General features: G+C 53.1%; 15 protein-coding genes and 2 tRNA genes. 5 read left to right on the top strand and 12 right to left on the bottom strand.

What is annotated here, in order from left to right; translation table 11 throughout:
- Window positions 1-4 precede the first annotated feature (4 nt).
- From BT114_RS01950 to sdhC, 5 genes are all read right to left on the bottom strand, one after another.
- Window positions 5-2839, bottom strand: a complete 2835-nt coding sequence (locus BT114_RS01950; RefSeq protein WP_072324874.1) for a 2-oxoglutarate dehydrogenase E1 component — start codon at window positions 2837-2839, stop codon at window positions 5-7.
- A gap of 295 nt (window positions 2840-3134) precedes the next feature.
- Window positions 3135-3839 carry a succinate dehydrogenase iron-sulfur subunit gene (locus tag BT114_RS01945; protein ID WP_072324615.1) on the bottom strand — a complete coding sequence of 235 codons (705 nt, stop codon included), beginning with the start codon at window positions 3837-3839 and terminating at the stop codon, window positions 3135-3137.
- Between the two features lie 26 nt (window positions 3840-3865).
- Window positions 3866-5653 carry a succinate dehydrogenase flavoprotein subunit gene (gene sdhA, locus BT114_RS01940; protein ID WP_072324614.1) on the bottom strand — a complete coding sequence of 596 codons (1788 nt, stop codon included), beginning with the start codon at window positions 5651-5653 and terminating at the stop codon, window positions 3866-3868.
- Between the two features lie 3 nt (window positions 5654-5656).
- Window positions 5657-6004: a succinate dehydrogenase, hydrophobic membrane anchor protein gene (sdhD, locus tag BT114_RS01935; RefSeq protein ID WP_072324613.1), complete on the bottom strand. Its 348-nt coding sequence runs from the start codon at window positions 6002-6004 to the stop codon at window positions 5657-5659.
- On the bottom strand, window positions 5998-6375 hold the full coding sequence (gene sdhC, locus BT114_RS01930) for a succinate dehydrogenase, cytochrome b556 subunit (RefSeq protein WP_218163435.1): 378 nt from the start codon (window positions 6373-6375) through the stop codon (window positions 5998-6000). The genes sdhD and sdhC overlap by 7 nt, the downstream gene beginning before the upstream one ends.
- 361 nt (window positions 6376-6736) lie before the next feature.
- Between sdhC and gltA the strand changes: the two genes are divergently transcribed.
- The 3 genes from gltA to BT114_RS01915 all read left to right on the top strand — a co-directional run bounded on the left by gltA (window position 6737) and on the right by BT114_RS01915 (window position 11056).
- Entirely contained in the window at window positions 6737-8020 is a 1284-nt protein-coding gene (gene gltA, locus BT114_RS01925) for a citrate synthase (RefSeq protein ID WP_072324611.1), read from the top strand.
- Between the two features lie 125 nt (window positions 8021-8145).
- On the top strand, window positions 8146-9051 hold the full coding sequence (locus BT114_RS01920) for an NAD(P)-dependent oxidoreductase (RefSeq protein WP_072324610.1): 906 nt from the start codon (window positions 8146-8148) through the stop codon (window positions 9049-9051).
- Window positions 9052-9193: 142 nt separating this feature from the next.
- Window positions 9194-11056: an HD domain-containing phosphohydrolase gene (locus tag BT114_RS01915; protein WP_072324609.1), complete on the top strand. Its 1863-nt coding sequence runs from the start codon at window positions 9194-9196 to the stop codon at window positions 11054-11056.
- A 209-nt stretch (window positions 11057-11265) separates the two neighbouring features.
- Here BT114_RS01915 and BT114_RS01910 read toward each other — a convergent pair.
- From BT114_RS01910 to gltX, 3 genes are all read right to left on the bottom strand, one after another.
- Window positions 11266-11341, bottom strand: a tRNA-Glu gene (locus tag BT114_RS01910).
- A 55-nt stretch (window positions 11342-11396) separates the two neighbouring features.
- Window positions 11397-11472 (bottom strand) — tRNA-Ala (locus BT114_RS01905).
- 70 nt (window positions 11473-11542) lie between these two features.
- Window positions 11543-13048, bottom strand: a complete 1506-nt coding sequence (gene gltX / locus BT114_RS01900) for a glutamate--tRNA ligase (protein ID WP_072324608.1) — start codon at window positions 13046-13048, stop codon at window positions 11543-11545.
- 291 nt (window positions 13049-13339) lie between these two features.
- Between gltX and dusA the strand changes: the two genes are divergently transcribed.
- Both dusA and tal read left to right on the top strand, forming a co-directional pair.
- Window positions 13340-14350 carry a tRNA dihydrouridine(20/20a) synthase DusA gene (gene dusA / locus BT114_RS01895; protein WP_072324607.1) on the top strand — a complete coding sequence of 337 codons (1011 nt, stop codon included), beginning with the start codon at window positions 13340-13342 and terminating at the stop codon, window positions 14348-14350.
- A gap of 60 nt (window positions 14351-14410) precedes the next feature.
- Window positions 14411-15340 carry a transaldolase gene (tal, locus tag BT114_RS01890; protein WP_072324606.1) on the top strand — a complete coding sequence of 310 codons (930 nt, stop codon included), beginning with the start codon at window positions 14411-14413 and terminating at the stop codon, window positions 15338-15340.
- 60 nt (window positions 15341-15400) lie between these two features.
- Here the strand turns inward: tal and BT114_RS01885 are convergent, their stop codons facing one another.
- The 4 genes from BT114_RS01885 to BT114_RS01870 all read right to left on the bottom strand — a co-directional run bounded on the left by BT114_RS01885 (window position 15401) and on the right by BT114_RS01870 (window position 18683).
- A complete protein-coding gene (locus tag BT114_RS01885) occupies window positions 15401-15895 on the bottom strand; it encodes an STAS domain-containing protein (protein ID WP_072324605.1) in 495 nt (164 codons plus the stop codon).
- A 1-nt stretch (window position 15896) separates the two neighbouring features.
- Window positions 15897-16682: a PP2C family protein-serine/threonine phosphatase gene (locus tag BT114_RS01880; protein ID WP_072324604.1), complete on the bottom strand. Its 786-nt coding sequence runs from the start codon at window positions 16680-16682 to the stop codon at window positions 15897-15899.
- Between the two features lie 107 nt (window positions 16683-16789).
- Complete coding sequence (locus BT114_RS01875; RefSeq protein ID WP_245770369.1) at window positions 16790-17521, bottom strand: MlaA family lipoprotein; 732 nt, start codon at window positions 17519-17521, stop codon at window positions 16790-16792.
- 34 nt (window positions 17522-17555) lie between these two features.
- The gene (locus BT114_RS01870) at window positions 17556-18683 is read right to left on the bottom strand and encodes a beta-ketoacyl-ACP synthase III (protein ID WP_072324602.1); all 1128 of its coding nucleotides are present in this window, start codon (window positions 18681-18683) and stop codon (window positions 17556-17558) included.
- Window positions 18684-18709: the final 26 nt, after the last annotated feature.

Here is an 18709-nt window from a genome sequence, read left to right as displayed (position 1 = left end):
GCTGTTATGCCTCGAAGGCGTCAGCAACCAGTTTGTTCTGCTGCTCAACGTGCACGCTGGCATAACCACAAGCCGGCGCAGCGGAGGCCGGACGACCGGCAAACTTGAGCTGATGAGTCAGCTCAGGTTTAACACGGCTCAGCACGTGACGCATGTGGTGCTGGCTGGAGTACCAGGCACCCTGGTTCTGGGGCTCTTCCTGACACCAGACAACATGTTCCAGATTGGTGTACTGTGCCAGCTCAGCTTCCAGATCCTCTTCCGGGAAGGGATACAGCTGCTCAATACGCACAATGGCGGTATCGGTATTGCCCATCTCTTCACGCTTGGCAGCCAGGTCGTAGTAAACCTTGCCGCCACAGAGAATCACACGCTTGACCTTTTTCGGATCGAGGTTTGCCTGATCACCAATCACCGTCTGGAAGTGACCATTGGCCAGGTCTTCCAGGCTGGAAATGGCATCCTTGTGGCGCAGCAGGCTTTTTGGTGACATGACCACCAACGGCTTGCGCAACGGACGCAACACCTGACGACGCAGCAGGTGGAAAATCTGCGAAGGTGTTGTTGGTGTACAAACCTGAATGTTGTGCTCAGCACAAAGCTGCAGGTAGCGCTCCAGACGGGCTGAAGAGTGCTCTGGGCCCTGACCTTCATAACCATGCGGCAGCAGCATGGTCAGACCACACAGACGACCCCATTTGGTTTCACCAGAAGAAATGAACTGGTCCATCACCACCTGGGCACCGTTGGCAAAATCACCAAACTGAGCTTCCCAGATCACCAGTGCATTCGGCATGGTGGTGGCATAACCATATTCAAACGCCAGTACTGCCTCTTCAGACAGGTAGGAGTCATGAATCACAAACTTCGGCTGGCCTTCTTTCAGGTTCTGCAACGGCACATAGACACGAGCATCATTGTAATCGTGCAGTACGGCATGGCGGTGAGAGAAGGTACCACGACCCACGTCCTGACCGGTGATGCGGATCGGGTGGTTGGCATCCAGTAGCGTCGCATAAGCCAGCACCTCGGCAAAGCCCCAGTTCAGAGCCATGCCACCGGCCAGCATCTTGCGGCGGTCTTCGTAGATCTTGGCAACCTGGCGCTGCATCTGGAAGCCTTCCGGGACTTCACACATTTTAGCGGCCAGTTCTTGCAGATGCTTGATATCCACACTGGTGTCGTATTTGGCAGTCCACTTGTGACCCAGGTAAGGCGTCCAATCAACAAACAGCGCCTTGTTGGGCTCTTTCACCAGTGATTTGGCAACATGCTGACCATTGTCCAGTGCATCACGGTAATCATCGCTGAACTTCTGGTTTTCTTCAGCGGTGATCACACCCGCTGCAACCAGTTTTTCACCGTAAATTTTGCGTGTTGATGGGTGTTTGGCAATCTTCTGGTACATCAGCGGCTGAGTACCGGACGGCTCATCCGCTTCGTTGTGACCACGACGACGGTAGCAAACCAGGTCAATCACCACGTCTTTCTTGAACTGCATGCGATAGTCCACTGCCACCTGAGTGACGTGCAGTACCGCTTCAGGATCATCACCATTCACGTGGAAAATGGGCGCAGAAACCATTTTTGCCACATCAGTGCAATACTCGGAAGAACGGGTATCTTCTGGCTTGGAAGTGGTGAAACCCACCTGGTTATTGATGACGATGTGGATGGTACCGCCCGTTTTGTAGGCGCGTGTCTGGGACATCTGGAAGGTTTCCATCACCACACCCTGACCAGAGAAGGCAGAGTCACCATGAATGGAAATCGGCAGTACCAGCTCACCGGTACGGTCATCACGGCGATCCTGACGAGCACGCACAGACCCTTCCACCACCGGGGAAACAATTTCCAGGTGTGACGGGTTAAAAGCCAGTGCCAGGTGCACTTCACCACCGGGAGTCATCACGTTGGACGAGAAGCCTTGGTGATACTTAACGTCACCGGAGCCATCGGCAAACATTTTTTTGCCGTCAAACTCATCAAACAGATCAGAGGGGTTTTTGCCCAGGATGTTAACCAGGGTGTTCAGACGGCCACGGTGGGCCATACCAATCACCACTTCTTTAACACCATAGGAACCAGAGCGCTGAATGATTTCATCCATCATCGGAATGTAGGACTCACCGCCCTCCAGACCAAAACGCTTGGTGCCCGGGTATTTGGAGGCCAGGTAGTTTTCCAGGCCTTCAGCAGCTGTCAGTCGCTCCAACAGGTGTTTGCGAACTTCAGCACTGTATTCCGGTTTTGAGCGCACTGACTCAAAACGCTGCTGCAGCCAACGCTTCTCTTCTGTATCCACAATGTGCATAAACTCAGCACCGATGGTGGAACAGTAGGTTTGGGTGACTGCTTCATGGATCTCTCGCAGGGTTGCCTTTTCCTTACCGATAAAAAGGGAGCCTGTCTGGAATTCTTGTTCAAGGTCTTCCTTACCCAACTGGTGGAAGCCAAGATCAAGATCGGGCACTTGCTGACGCTTCATCAGCTCAAGCGGATCAAGCTTGGCGTGCTGATGACCACGGAAACGGTAGGCATTAATCAGCTGCAGTACCTTGACCTGCTTTTTCTCGTGCGCGCTATCCACACTGCCTGAAGCAGCACGGGAAACACGCTGGCGGGCTAATTGGGAAAAATGATCGCGGACGGGAGCGAGCGGAAGATCCTGCGCAGGTGCGCCTTCCGGGCGGGGGAGCTTGTTGAAATATTCACGCCATTGCTCCGGAACGGCGTTGGGATCGTTCAGATACTCTTCGTAGAGATCCTCGATGTAGTGGACGTTGCCCCCATAGGTATGGGAGGTGTTCCACATAAACTCCATGCTGCCTTCTTGCATTCTGTTATCACCCTGCATGAAGGGGAGTCCATTCGCTTCGACCGCTGAGTCATTTTCTGAACCGGGCTGTTCGCCTGTTCAGAATCTACTTTCTCAGTTCCCCTGGCCGCCGCGAACAAACGGGGAAAACCCGTATCCCCTGATGGTTTCTCAATTTAGTCAGAAGCCGGTGGATCACACCGGCTTCTGCTTGCGTATTGTACCCGACTGACAGAAAAACGACAGTGCCGGTACAGGGTTTTGCCCACGACTTTTGGTGCATAAAAGCCCCTTTTTACAAGGGGCAAAAAAAACCTTAGGTCGCGTTGGCCAGCAACATGTCGCGAATGTGGCCGATAGCCCGGGTCGGGTTCAGACCCTTCGGACATACGGACACACAGTTCATGATGCCGCGGCAGCGGAACACACTGAACGGATCATCCAGATCAGCCAGACGCTCGCGGGTGGCCGTATCGCGACTGTCGATCAGGAAGCGGTAGGCCTGCAGCAAACCGGAAGGACCAACAAACTTGTCAGGATTCCACCAGAAGGACGGACAGGAAGTGGAACAGCAAGCACAGAGAATACACTCGTACAGGCCGTCCAGCTTGTCACGCTCTTCCGGAGTTTGCAGACGCTCAATGGCCGGGGCCGGAGTGTCATTAATCAGGAAGGGTTTGATGCGCTCGTACTGCTGGTAGAACAGACTCATGTCCACCACCAGGTCACGAATGACCGGCAGACCCGGCAGCGGGCGCAGCACCAGCTTGCCACCCTTGACCACTTCGGACAGGGGTGTGACGCAGGCCAGGCCATTCTTGCCATTCATGTTCATGCCATCAGAACCACACACACCTTCACGGCAGGAGCGACGATAAGCCATACCATTGTCTTTTTCCTTCACCAGGGCCAGAACATCCAGCACCATCAGGTCCTTGCCTTTGGTGTCGATTTCAAAGTCCTGCATGTAAGGCGCTTTATCCGTTTCCGGATTGTAACGATACACAGATACCTGAAGCATTTTGTTCTCCAAATCGGCAAGTCTGATCAGTAAGTACGTACTTTGGGTTCAAAGTACTTCAGCAGTTCACCCTGCACCAGCTTCGGCGCCATATTAACGTCGCGCTGCTCAAGGGTTTTGGTTGCCGGCATGTACAGAGAGTGCTTCAGCCAGTTCACGTCATCACGTTCCGGGTAATCGTTACGGCTGTGGGCACCACGACTTTCCTTGCGCTCGTTGGCGGCAATGGCAGTGGCTTCAGCCACTTCCAACAGGTTGTCCAGCTCCAGTGCTTCGATGCGGGCCGTGTTGAAAGCATTGCTCTTGTCACCCAGGTGGGCTTCAGCAATACGACCACGCAGATCTTTCAGTTGGGCAATACCCTTCTCCATGTACTGACCATCGCGGAATACACCGAAGTAGTTCTGCATGCAGGTCTGCAGCTCGGCGCGCAGTGCCGCAACAGACTCACCACCTTTGGATTCATTCCAACGCGTCAGACGCTTCATGGATGCTTCAATGTCGGAAGCAGAAGCTTCGTCATAAGCAATACCCTGATCCAGCGCCTGCTCGATGTACAGACCTGCTGCACGACCGAACACCACCAGATCCAGCAGCGAGTTGCCGCCCAGACGGTTGGCACCATGCACAGATACACAAGCCGCTTCACCACAGGCAAACAGACCGTTAACAATCTTGTCGTTGCCGTTGGCATCACGAGTGATGGCCTGACCATGAATATTGGTCGGGATACCGCCCATCATGTAATGGCAGGTTGGCACCACAGGAATTGGGGCCTTGACCGGATCCACGTGAGCAAAGGTTTTGGACAGCTCACAGATACCCGGCAAACGCTTGTTCAGTACGTCTTCACCCAGGTGATCCAGCTTCAGGAATACATGGTCACCCTTCTCACCGGCACCACGACCTTCCAGAATTTCCAGAACCATGGAGCGTGCAACCACGTCACGCCCCGCCAGGTCTTTGGCGTTCGGAGCGTAACGCTCCATAAAGCGCTCGCCATCCTTGTTGATCAGGTAACCACCTTCACCACGGCAACCTTCGGTCACCAGTACACCCGCACCAGCAATACCGGTTGGGTGGAACTGCCACATTTCCATATCCTGCATCGGGAAGCCGGCACGCAGCGCCATACCAATACCGTCACCGGTGTTGATCAGGGCATTGGTGGTCGAGGCATAAATACGGCCCGCACCACCGGTGGCCAGTACCGTGGCCTTGGACTTCACAAATACGGTTTCACCGGTTTCAATGCACATGGCAATACAACCCACCACGTCATCTTTGGCGTTTTTCACCAGATCAACGGCATACCACTCATTCAGGAAAGTGGTGTTGTTCTTGATGTTAGCCTGATACAGCGTATGCAGCAGCGCATGGCCGGTACGGTCAGCAGCGGCACAGGTCCGTGCAGCCTGACCACCCTTACCAAACTCTTTAGACTGACCACCAAACGGACGCTGGTAGATACGGCCTTGTTCAGTACGGGAGAAAGGCAGACCCATGTGCTCCAGCTCAAATACCGCTTTCGGGCCTTCATTACACATGTATTCGATCGCGTCCTGGTCACCGATGTAGTCGGAACCCTTGACGGTATCGTACATGTGCCAGCGCCAGTCATCATTCGGATCATCAGAAGCGATGGCACAGGTGATACCACCCTGAGCAGACACTGTATGCGAGCGAGTCGGGAACACCTTGGAAATAACTGCTGTCTTGCGACCGGACTGAGCCAGCTGCAGCGCAGCACGCAGACCGGAACCGCCGCCACCGACAATGATGGCATCAAATTCGAGAGTACGAAGAACTGACATGGATTATGCTCCCCACAAAACTTGAACGCCCCAGACCACATAGGCAAACAGACCCAGCGCTACCACCGCCTGGAACACCAGACGCACACCGGTTGCTTTCATGTAGTCAGTGGATACGGTCCACAGACCAATCCAGGCGTGTGCAGCCAGCGACAACAGCGCCAGCAGGCTGAAAATGCGCATCAGAGTGCACTGAAAGAGTGCTGACCAGGCCGCGTAATCCAGATTGGGATTCAGCAGGAAAAAGCCAACCATAAACAGGGTGTAAGCCAGCAGGATGACCGCTGAAATACGCTGCATCAACCAGTCAGATAGGCCGCTGCGACCAAAGTTGGTGATATTGGTTACCATACCCAGACCCCCGCCAGCAGAACAAGAACAACAGAAACAGCCACTACCGCCTGAGACATCTTGTGACCGCCTTCCAGAGTCACACCGATATCCAGATCCATGATCAGGTGCTTAACACCCGCCACGCAGTGGTATGCCAACGCAGACAACAGGCCCCAAAGCACAAACTTGGCGAGGAAATTCTGCTGCAATACAGTCTTGACAGTTTCGAAGCCCTCAGGAGAGGACAGCGACACATCCAGTGCCCAGAACATAAAAATCAGGCCGACAAACATGATCACACCGGTAATCCGGTGAGTAATCGATGTCAGCGCTGACAAAGGAAGTTTGATCGTCGATAGATCGAGGTTTACAGGTCTTTTGTCTTTCACGGCTCTACACACTCTTATGGTGCTTGCACAGGTTTCCCCGGCAACAAGCGATTGTAATAAGAAGCACTTGCCAGAACGGGCTGATCCAGTCAGTTCTGCTGCAGTACTACTTCCCCCTGGTGCAGGTCGCCGATTATAGGAACCCGCTTCTGCTTGTGCAATCTAGCCAAAGGTTGTGCGCTGCATCAAAATAAGCCAATCTAATGTACGGCCTGAAACTCAGGCGTGGCGCATTCTGGCAGCCCAGCAACCCCTCAACCTAGCCCATTGGCTCAATTGACAAGTCATTCAAGCCTTTTATAGTGGTGCGACTTTGAATTTTTGTATGGCAAGTGTGACCAAAAATAAATAAGGAGGCCTTATGGCTGACAAGAAAGCAGTACTGACCGTTGATGGTCTTGAGCAGAGCATCGAATTCCCGATCCTGAGCGGCACCACTGGTCCTGACGTGATTGACGTGCGCAGCCTCGGCGGTGCAACCGGCATGTTCACCTACGATCCTGGTTTTCTGGCCACCGCCTCCTGTGAATCCAAGATCACCTTTATTGATGGCGAAAAGGGAATCCTGCTGCATCGCGGCTACCCCATTGAGCAACTGGCAGAACACTCTGACTATGTTGAGCTCTGCTACCTGCTGCTGAACGGCGAACTACCTACCCCGGCTCAGCGTGAAAAGTTCGAAAACACCATCCGTCGTCATACCATGGTACACGAACAGCTGACCCAGTTCTTCAAAGGTTTCCGCCGTGACGCCCACCCAATGGCCGTCATGTGTGGCGTGGTTGGCGCACTGTCTGCCTTTTATCACGAAGCCATGGACATCAGTGATGCTTATCACCGCGAAGTATCTGCCCATCGCCTGATCGCCAAGATGCCAACCATTGCAGCCATGTGTTACAAGTACTCCACTGGCCAGCCCTTTGTTTATCCGCGCAATGACCTGACCTACGCAGAAAACTTCCTGCACATGATGTTTGCAACACCCTGCGAGGAATACAAGGTTAACCCGGTGTTTGCCAAGGCCATGGATCGCATTTTCATGCTGCATGCTGACCACGAGCAAAATGCATCAACCTCAACCGTACGCCTGGCTGGCTCCACTGGCGCCAACCCCTTCGCCTGTATTGCTGCCGGTATTGCCGCCCTATGGGGACCGGCTCACGGTGGTGCCAATGAAGCGGTATTGACCATGCTGGATGAAATTGGTGACGAGTCACGCATCGACGAGTTTGTTGCACGCGCCAAAGACAAAAACGACCCCTTCAAACTGATGGGCTTTGGTCACCGTGTTTATCGCAACTTCGATCCTCGCGCCAGAGTCATGAAAAAGACCTGTGATGAAGTACTGCAAGAGCTGGGTATGGCTGATGACCCACAACTGAAAATCGCCAAGCGCCTGGAGCAGATCGCCCTGGAAGACGACTACTTCAAGTCTCGCCGCCTCTACCCGAACGTAGACTTCTACTCCGGCATCATCCTGAAAGCAATTGGCATTCCGACCGCCATGTTCACCGTAATTTTTGCCATGAGCCGCACCATTGGCTGGATCTCTCACTGGAACGAGATGATCAGCAACGATTACAAAATTGGTCGCCCACGCCAGCTGTATACCGGTGCTCCTCAGCGCGACTATCCTCAGCGCTGATTCTGGCCACCCACTTAAAAGGCTGCCTGCGGGCAGCCTTTTTTATGCATTGCTGTAAATGATGCAGCCCATTAAGCTGTGTGCAATAAAGACAAACGACCACCCAACAATCACAGGAGCCACCAATGACTTCATCCCGTAAATTAGCCTTTATCGGCATGGGTGTTATGGGAGCACCAATGGCCAGCCACCTGGTCAAAGCGGGCCATCAAGTCACTGTGTACAACCGCACTTTTGAAAAGGCACAGGCCTGGGCCGAGCGCCATCCTGGTCAACAGGCCGCACGCACCCCGGCTCTGGCAGCGGCCGATGCTGAAATTGTGCTGCTATGCGTTGGCAATGACGCCGATGTTCGTGAAGTCATCAGTGGGCGCAACGGCCTGCTGGAAAGCCTTAAACCCGGCAGCCTGATCATCGACCACACCACTGCATCCGCCAGCCTGGCCAAAGAAATGGTCGAATGCTGCGACCAGAAACAAATTGATTTTCTGGATGCCCCCGTATCTGGCGGCCAACAAGGCGCTGAAAACGGCCAGCTCACCATCATGGTTGGCGGTAACAATGCAGCCTTTGTGCGTGGCGAACCGATCATGCAATGTTTTGCCAAGGCGGTCACCCACATGGGCCCTGCCGGCTCAGGACAACTCACCAAAATGGTCAACCAGATTTGTATTGGCGGCCTGGTGCAAGCGCTTGCGGAAGGACTCAACTTTGCAGCTGCAGCCGGACTGGATCAACAAAAGGTGATTGATGTGATCAGTCTGGGTGCGGCCGGCTCCTGGCAAATGAACAACCGTCACAAAACCATGATTGCCAATGAGTATGAACATGGTTTTGCGGTAGACTGGATGCGTAAGGACCTGGGCATCTGCCTTGAACAGGCTCGCCAGATCAATGCACAACTTCCCGTGACAGCCCTGGTTGATCAGTTTTATTCTGAAGTTCAACAACTTGGCGGCGGCCGCTGGGATACCTCCAGCTTGTTACGACGCCTGCAGGCCTTCTCGAAACCGGCTGACAATAAGAACTAAAGGCATTCAGCTGCACCCACAACTCAAGGCCCTTGCTCTTTCTTGCAAAAATCAATGACTTAATCTTGATTTTTGACACATGAAAAGGTATTAAGGAGCATTGGCCAACCCTCACCGAGCCAGGACCGACTTAGTGGCAACTATGGAAGAAAGCAGAACCGATAACAACTCAGGTGCGCACCAAAACAAACCTGAGGGTCAACTGATCAAGTCACCGGAAGGCGTCTATCGTCTGCTGCGCCGCCTGCAGTCCAAGCACACCCCCCTGAAACTGCACTTTGATTCAGTGGCGGACTATTACACCAGCATGGTTCTGGCGGTTAACTACAAGGAAGGTTATTTCCTGCTCGATGAAGTCACTCCCAAGTGGGGTGATGAACTGATGGCCAAAGCCATCCCCTTCAGCTTTGACAGCTTTCACGACGGCTGCAAAATCAGCGCAGCCCACATGCAGGCTTCCGGCAGGGCTGTAAAGGAAGGTAGCCCGATCTACAAGATCCCCTTTCCGACGGAGCTGCAATTTTTACAAAGGCGTCAGTTTTATCGCGCCCCCATTCGCATGTCACTGGAAATCCCGGTTCGCCTTGGCGTAAAGGTGCCACCCGTCAAACGGGACGAATACGACAACATCATTCCACAAAACCCAACCTGGGCACATGAAGGCCTGCTGCGCGACCTGTCTGCCCAGGGCTGCCAGATTGAAGTACCCGGCGATCTGCAGGAAGCACTACCCAAAAACACTGAATACACCAGCTGCCATATCATTTTCCCCAACGGCCATCTGATTGACCTGGGTATTGCCGTTCGCCATGTCGGGTATGATGAAAACCGCGACATCAGCAGCCTTGGCTGCCAGTTCATTAACATGAACCCCAAGCTGGATCGCCAGATCTCCTTTGTGGTCACCGAACTTCAACGCGACAACGCCCGTGCCAGCAGCGGCAACGCCATTTCTGCACCAGCCTCAGAACTCTTTACCCCACCTGCTGCCAACAAGGAAAAGGGCAAAGACGGCAAAAAGGATGAAACGGGCAAAAACCAGGAGCGGAATGAACCCAATCCGGCACTGCCAGAAAAAATCAGCATTGCTGAAGCTCACACCAAGGCTGTGGGTGCTGTTCGCCGCCTGGTCATGCAACTAAGGGAAAAGAACCCTCTTTCCATCAAGGAAATCTGGGAAGTTTGTGACCTGTTGCTGCAAGCCCTGGAACAGGATCGCCAGGAACTGATTCTATACACACGTATCCGCACCATTGGCAACTACCTTTATGAACACTCCGTTAGTGTTGCGGTGCTGCTGGTCGATCAAACCCAGCACAATGTCACCAACCCCAAATCACGCGACAAGGACTACCTGCGCAATTTGATGTTTGCCGGCTTGTGCCACGATCTGGGTAAAGGGCTTATCCCTGAGCGCATCATCGGCAAAGGGGGTGACCTGACTGAGCAGGAAGCCAAGGTAATGCACAAACACTCCCTGTTGACCCGTGAAATCCTTTCACGCCAGCAAGGCACTCCCGAAATTGCGCTGCTTGTGGCCACTCAGAACTGTGAACGCCTGGACGGCAGCGGGCACCCCGAACACTTGAAAAGCATCTCCATCAGTCCCGTTGGCAAACTGGCGGCAGTGATTGATGTCTTTGATGCCATGACCAATGGTCGCAGCTACAAGGCTGGCTTACCCCATGCAGTTGCTTACAAACGCCTGATGGGGATGCAACAGCAACTTGAATTGGCTGCCGTACAACAACTCATCAAACGCCAGGGGCTTTTCCCCATTGGCTCACTGGTCAGTTTTGAAAATGGCGATTTAGGCTTTGTCAAACGCCAGAATGAAGATCATCAGCCGCAGGTGGTGCGCCTGGTGTACAACAAACAAAGCAATCAGGCTATCCCGATGCGTGATGTAGACCTGAACAAAACGCCTTCGCTTGGTAAGCTGATCGGCCCGGATGATCCAGCCCGTTATCAGCTATCCAACGACCTGCTGCTAGACGAACTCTGATCAACAACAAAACTCATCTTTCCATCTGTTTTGCCTTGTGATTCGCATGGATGCGGGAGGAATCAAGCACTTACTCGAAAACAACCAACCCACAGTCTCGAATCGAGCCAGGGATATCGTAAAGATCAGACACTGAAAACGAAAAAAACCGACACCAGGTCAGTTATTTTGAAAGGCGGGGTTTAACACTGAAGAATCACTGAAACAAGTGGCGTCCCATAGGGGGTTCGAACCCCTGTTACCGCCGTGAAAGGGCGGTGTCCTGGACCACTAGACGAATGGGACGTTTTATCACTCTAAAGCTTTTCATAAAACGTTTATCAGGTCTTATAAAAAACTTTGGTGGAGCTAAGCGGGATCGAACCGCTGACCTCCTGCGTGCAAGGCAGGCGCTCTCCCAGCTGAGCTATAGCCCCACGATGTCCGGAAGACGGTGCGTATATTACTGCCGACCCTACGCACCGTCAAGACTTTTCTCCAATGAATTCAAAGTTTTTTGGATTCACCAAACAGCTGATAAGCCTTCTCGAGTTTCTTGGCCTGCTTCTTCGAGACACCGCCCTCAGTCACCAGATCCAAGGCATGACGCAAGCGGGCACGACTCATGTCCGGCCCCAGGATCACCATGGCATCCAGCACTGAAGTGGAGCTGGTGCTGCCGCTCACAGCAAGAAACACCGGCTGCAGGTAGGCTTTCATTTTTAATCCCGCCTGCTCACTCAGCGCTTTAACACACGCCATGATGCCGTCCTTGTTCCAGTCGCGCAATGCATCCATTTCCCACACCAGAAACTGCAGCAACTCGACCAGCGCTTCCTCTTCCATGCCCAGCGCCAGGAAGTCACTTTTTTGCAGTTTTGGCAGACCACTGAAGAAAAAAGCCGCCAAGGGAGCAACATCAGACAGGGTTTCCACCCGCGGACGCAGCTGTGGAATGATCTGACGCACATAATCGCTATTAAAGGCCCACTTCATCAGCTCGGCAATAAACTGCTCGTCTGACAGGTCTTCACGCAGGTACACCCCATTCAGCCAACTGAGTTTTTCAACATCAAACACCGGACCACCCAGGGATACCCTGGAGATATCAAAGTGAGCAATCATTTCATCCAGGCTGAATTTTTCCCGCTCATCCGGCATCGACCAACCCATGCGCCCCAGATAGTTGATCACCGCCTGCGGCAGGTAACCCATACGCTGGTAAAAGGTGATGGAAGTCGGATTCTTACGCTTGGACAGCTTGGACTTATCAGGATTACGCAACAGCGGCAGATGACAGAGCACCGGCATCTGCCAACCGAAGTACTCATACAACAACTTGTGTTTGGGTGCTGAGTTGATCCACTCCTCACCGCGCAGCACATGAGTGATTTCCATCAGGTGATCATCCACCACATTGGCCAGGTGGTAAGTGGGCATACCATCGGACTTCAGTAGAATCTGCGCATCCACCATGCCCCAGTCCAGCTCAATACGGCCGCGTAACAGATCATCAATCACGCAGGCACCTTCCTCTTCCGGTACCAGCATGCGCACCACATAGGGCGCTCCAGCGGCTTCACGCCGGGCAACCTCATCATCCGGCAGATAAAGATCTGAGGGTTTTAAAGCAGTGGATTTTCCTGCCAGTTGACGCTCACGACGCAGCTCATCCAGCTCTTCAGGGGTACGGTAACACTTGAATGCCTTACCCTTGTCCAGCAGTTCCTGGGCATAACCGGCATACAGCTCCCGCCGCTCACTCTGACGATAAGGGCCATGGGGGCCGCCCACATCCGGACCTTCATCCCACTCCAGACCCAACCAGCGCAATGAATCAAAAATCTGCTGTTCTGATTCACGGGTTGAACGCTGCTGGTCAGTGTCTTCAATACGCAGAATAAACTGGCCTTGGTGCTGGCGCGCAAAACACAGGTTAAACAAGGCAATATAGGCCGTACCAACGTGAGGATCACCGGTTGGCGAAGGAGCAATGCGGGTGCGCACGGTCATGGGTATTTAACCTTCAGACTGATGGATGGTAGAATCTTTCACAGCCGCGCAGTATAAAAGATTCCGCCCTGTTCTGCATTTCTGCGACAATCCGCCACCTTCCTTGACCTCCATTTTTCTCTGACAATGCAGTCTCGGTTTACCGAGGTCTTTGTCTGTTATCACCTCAATCGTTAGCGGCAAATACGGAAGTTTGTCCTACGCACTTGCTCGTTTCGGCGGCCCTGCTCCCCCTGCAGTGGCCGCCTTTTTGTTTTACAATGCTTACCTTTTATATTCTGACTGACTGCCATGCCTGATAACGCCTGGGGCGGCAAGCCCTACCCTGTTTTTTCCGTTGCACCCATGCTGGATGTCACCGACCGGCACTTTCGTTATTTTCTGCGCCTGCTGAGCCGCCACACCCTGCTTTACACAGAAATGGTCACCACCGGTGCCATCCTGCATGGTAAGGACCCACAACGCTTTCTGGACTTTTCAGCTGAAGAACACCCACTGGCTCTGCAGCTGGGCGGCAGCAACCCGGATGAGCTGGCACGCTGCACTGAACTGGCCACCCAGTGGGGTTATGACGAAATCAATCTGAATGTCGGCTGCCCCAGCGACCGGGTGCAGAACAACCTGATTGGTGCCTGCCTGATGGCACACCCACAACGCGTTGCAGAATGCCTGCAAGCCATGCAAGCGGCCACTCCTTTACCGGTCACTGTCAAGTGCCGTATTGGCATTGATGAGCAGGATGAAGATGCTGATCTGGAAGCCTTCATTGAGGCGCAACAACAAGCCGGCTGCCGGATTTTTATCCTGCATGCCCGTAAAGCCTGGTTGCAGGGCCTGTCACCCAAGGAAAACCGTGAAATACCACCGCTGAATTATGGTCGCGTTCATCGTCTTAAACAGCAGCATCCAGAGTTGGTTATTGGCATCAATGGCGGCCTGGAAACCCTGGATGCCTGCAAGGAGCAACTGCAGCAGGTGGATTCAGTGATGCTGGGGCGCGCCATCTGGAACAACCCCTGGCTGGTGGCTGAAGTGGATCAGCAGCTGATGGGTGACCCCGCCACCGGCCTGACGCGTCATCAAGCCATTCGTGACTACCTGCCTTATGTGGAACAACGCCTGCAAGCAGGTGATCGACTCAACCCAATGATTCGACCACTGCTGGGACTGTTTCAGGGCGTACCTGGTGCCCGCCGCTTCCGCCGCTTACTCAGTGAACGCGCTCACCTAGCGGGGGAAGGCCCGGAACTACTGGAACAGGCCCTGGCCCTGGTGCCTGAACAGCAGCCAGCAGCTTCTTAGGTCGAATTGAATCTGCTGCTTTGCTCTGCTCAGATAGGAAAAACATAGGAGACATGGAACATGCCCACAAAACTTGAACAACTCAGGCAAATGACCCTGGTGGTTGCTGATACCGGTGATTTAAATGCCATTCGCCAATATCAGCCGACTGATGCCACTACCAATCCATCCCTGTTGCTGCAGGCACTGGATATCCCGGCCTATGCACCGCTACTGCAACAGGCAGCAAATCAGTCCAGACATACTGGTCTGCCCCTGTATGACACCTTTGCCGCATTGCTGGCCAGCCAGCTGCAGCAGCAGGTACCCGGTTATGTTTCGGTTGAAGTGGATGCCCGCACCTCCTTTGATGAAGAAGCCAGCTTGCAGCGTGCCCATCAACTGATTGAGCAGATCAGTCGTGCCGGTGGTGATCCAAGTCGTATCCTGATCAAACTGGCCTCCACCTGGGAAGGCATACGTGCGGCCGAGAAGCTGGAGAAGGAAGGCATCAGTTGCAACCTGACGCTGTTATTCGGCTTTGATCAGGCACGCGCCTGTGCGGATGCAGGTGTCACACTGATTTCTCCCTTTGTGGGACGCATCCTCGACTGGTACAAGGCACAACAACCAGATGCTGATTTCAGTGGTCACAAGGACCCGGGCGTGATGTCTGTACAGCAGATCTATCGCTATTACAAATCCCGTGGTTACCAGACCATTGTCATGGGCGCCAGCTTCCGTAATACCTCGGAAATTGAATGCCTGGCCGGTTGTGATCGACTCACCATTGCGCCCAAACTATTGGCGGAACTGGAAGCTGACTCGGGTGATTTGCAGCGGGTGCTGCACCCGGACTTGCCGCAGGAACCGGCTGATGTGGAATTGAATGAAGCGGCTTTTCGCCTGGCACTAAACCAGGATGCCATGGCCACCGAAAAACTGGCCCAGGGCATTCGTCAATTCATCAAGGATCTGGAAACGCTGGAGCAGCGTTTAGCCAGTCTTTGACTGGCATTTCACCCTTCAACAAACCTTCCCTTCAGAAAAGGATCAGGAAAGCAGTCCTGATCAATGGGTTTGCGGGCACTCTTCCAGTGCCTGCACCACACTCTTGAAAGCTTCCTTGTTATGCTCATTCATCGACATCAGTGTTCGATGTGCATCCAGCACCTGAGCACGAATATGGGACTCAGAACCAGCCAGTTGCGGCACTTCCTGCAATTGCTCACAACTGGTCAGTGGTCGATCCAGAATCAGGAAATACTGCTGGAATCCCATCGAGTTCAGCAGCAGGGTAATATCACGATTGGAAGAAATGATACTGGGTTGCATCAATCCTTTCAGTGAGGCCTTTACAGCGATCTTGGCCAGCAAACCCAGAGTGGTGCTATCCAGGTTATCCGCCTGAGACAAATCAATCACAATGCTATTAATCTCGGCATCGTTAAAAATTCGCTCAAAAAGCTTATCCAACGTACAGCAGAGGGTCAGCCTGACATCACCAACCAGCTTCAGTATATAGGTGTGCTGCGACTTGGCCGACAACAGCTTACCTGTTTGCATATCAAAAACCGCTTACAGTCATCAGGGTCACATCGTCAGGCCAGTTATCAGGCTCACCGGGCAAACGCTGCAACAGGGATTCGAGATCTCCGCCGGAGGCGGCCACTCTTAGTCTCCATTCTTTCTGCCGGGCTTCCAGACCCTCTCCAGGCAGAACTTCAAGCACGCCATCACTGGCCATCATCAGACATCCCTTTTCAGGAAAGGTGCAAGTGTAATCCTTGTATACTGCTCCTGGGAAGAGCCCAATCGGCATTCCGCTTCCTTCCAGTTCCTGAACCTCGCCATCACTGACCATCAACGGCACCGGCAGATGAGCACCCAAGGTATAAGTCAGTTGCCGTGTCTGGGTATCGAGACAACCCATCACCAGTGTGAGGTGTTTATCCAGACCGCCAACCAACAACTCTTCGTTAATGCGGGTACAAAGGCGTGCCGGGCTCAAATCATCTTCCTTGGCGTAACGACTAACGATGTATTTCAGAAGTATAGTCACAAAGGCTGAAGACGCACCGTGTCCAGAGACATCCGCAAGATAAAAGAGGAGTTTGCCCGGCTTGGGTGACCAGAAATCCAGAAAGTCGCCGGAAAGATAAAGGGAAGGTTGCAGCCAGTAATTGAGGCGAAAACCCTGATGCTCCATGGCATTCAGTGGCAACAGGCGTTTCTGTACATGATAACCGGCTTCCTGATCCTGACGTAGCATTTCCAGCGACGTCCTGAGATCAGCATTTTCTTGTTCCAGTTGCTGACACCTGAGCGCTGCATCCTGCTCCGGTTTGCTCATGCGTACCTCATCTGATGCATGTGACAGAACTCGGTCTGACGTTTCATTGAACGGTAATCCGACTGTTCGGTTAAATCAAGCAGATTTAACCGGCGTACAACTGATGGCTAATAAGCAAAATCATCGTCGTCAAAGAAAAAGTCTTCATCATCCAGAAACGGATCAGAATCCATTCGCCCATCATTTACCAGAAATGAACGCCGTTGCAGGTAGGCATCGCGAATAAAGGTGTAGCGATCACCTCGGATCAACTTTTCAGCATCAAGCAACTCTGATCGCTGGTGCACAGCATAAAGGGCAGCCAGACCATAACGGATTTCAGGCTCATCCACCGCATAACGCACCGGATTGAGATAATAATAATCCACCGGCAAGGAGACCGTATGGCTGAGGGTCTGACCACCAATAAAGGGCCAGACAATGTAGGGGCCCTGTGGCACACCCCAGGTATTGAGAGTCTGCCCGAAGTCTTCTTCACTGCGCCTGATGCCCAGCGACGTTGCCGGATCAAACAAACCCAGAACCCCGACGGTAGTGTTCAGGGTGAAACGCACTGCATCACGACCTGCAGCGGCTGGTTTGGCTTGCAGCAGGTTATTGGCAAAGTTGGGAATCTCTCCCAGATTGGCAAAAAAGTTGCCGACACCCTTGCGAACAAAACCAGGGGTGACTGCACGGTAACCCCGTGCTATTGGCTTGAGTACCCAGCCATCCAGGGTTTCATTAAAAGCAAAAACCTTGCGGTTCCAGCTTTCATAAGGGTCTCTGGGGTGAGGTCGATCCTCCCCCCAGTCCACAGTGTCAGCATGCCCTGGCAGGCTAAATACAACCAACAGCATCAATGTGACAGTTCGGCAAAATGCCATCAACATCTCAGGCAACCTTACGCACCAGTAAACAACCTGCTGAATAACCGGCACCAAAGGAGCAGATCACACCCAGATCACCGGTCTGTAAATCCTGGCGATGCAGGTGAAAAGCAATGATTGAACCTGCCGAGCTGGTATTGGCATAACGATCCAGAATCACCGGAGCCTCCAGCGGTGTTGCATCACGACCCAGCACCCGACGGGCAATCAGTTGATTCATATTCAGGTTGGCCTGATGCAACCACAGACGGCTGAGCTGTTCTGGCTGCAGCTGGTTGGCCGCCAATTGCTCAACAATCATCTCGGCAACCATCGGGCAGACTTCCTTGAAGACCTTGCGCCCTTCCTGCACAAACAGCTTGTCATCCTTGCCAAGCCCGGCTTCATCACAGCGATTCAGAAAACCGGCATTATTGCGGATGTTATTGGAAAACTGTGTCATCAGGCGTGAAGCAAAAACCTCATAAACATTGGATTTGCCCACCGCCAGCTCAGCAGCTTCCAGAATCACCGCTGTGCAGGCATCACCAAAAATGAAATGGCTGTCGCGGTCACGAAAGTTCAGGTGTGCACTGCAGATCTCAGGATTGACCATCAAAACCCGGCGGGCCTGGCCCGACTGAATAGCACTGCACCCCGCCTGAATACCAAAGGTGGCACTGGAACAGGCTACATTCATGTCATAAGCAAAACCCTGCGCACCCAGCAATTGCTGAACCTCAATGGCTACTGCCGGATAAGCTCGCTGGGGGTTGGAGCAAGCCAGAATCACCAGATCAATATCACTGCCCTGCAAACCCGATTGAGCCAGCGCTTCACGCGCAGCGGCCACCGCCATTTCAGCCTGAATGCACGGCTCATCATTGCTGCGCTCAGGCAGGTGGGGTTTCATGCGTTGTGGATCCAGTACACCATCCCGATCCATCACAAAACGGCTTTTGATGCCTGATGCCTTTTCTATGAACTCAGCGCTGGAAGGTGTTTTTGCAGTCACGCTGCCTGCAGCTATGGCTGCTGCCTGTTCATGGTTCCAGCCTTCCACCCAGGTATTAAAAGACTGCACCAGTTCTTCATTACTGATGCGTTGAGAAGGAGTAAACAGACCAGTTCCGGTAATCAAAACAGATTTCATGCAATTCTCATCAAGAAGGGAAAAAT

Source organism: Marinospirillum alkaliphilum DSM 21637 (assembly GCF_900119735.1).
GTDB classification, from domain to species: Bacteria; Pseudomonadota; Gammaproteobacteria; order Pseudomonadales; family Halomonadaceae; genus Marinospirillum; species Marinospirillum alkaliphilum.
This window is presented reverse-complemented; position numbering and strand designations above follow the sequence as displayed.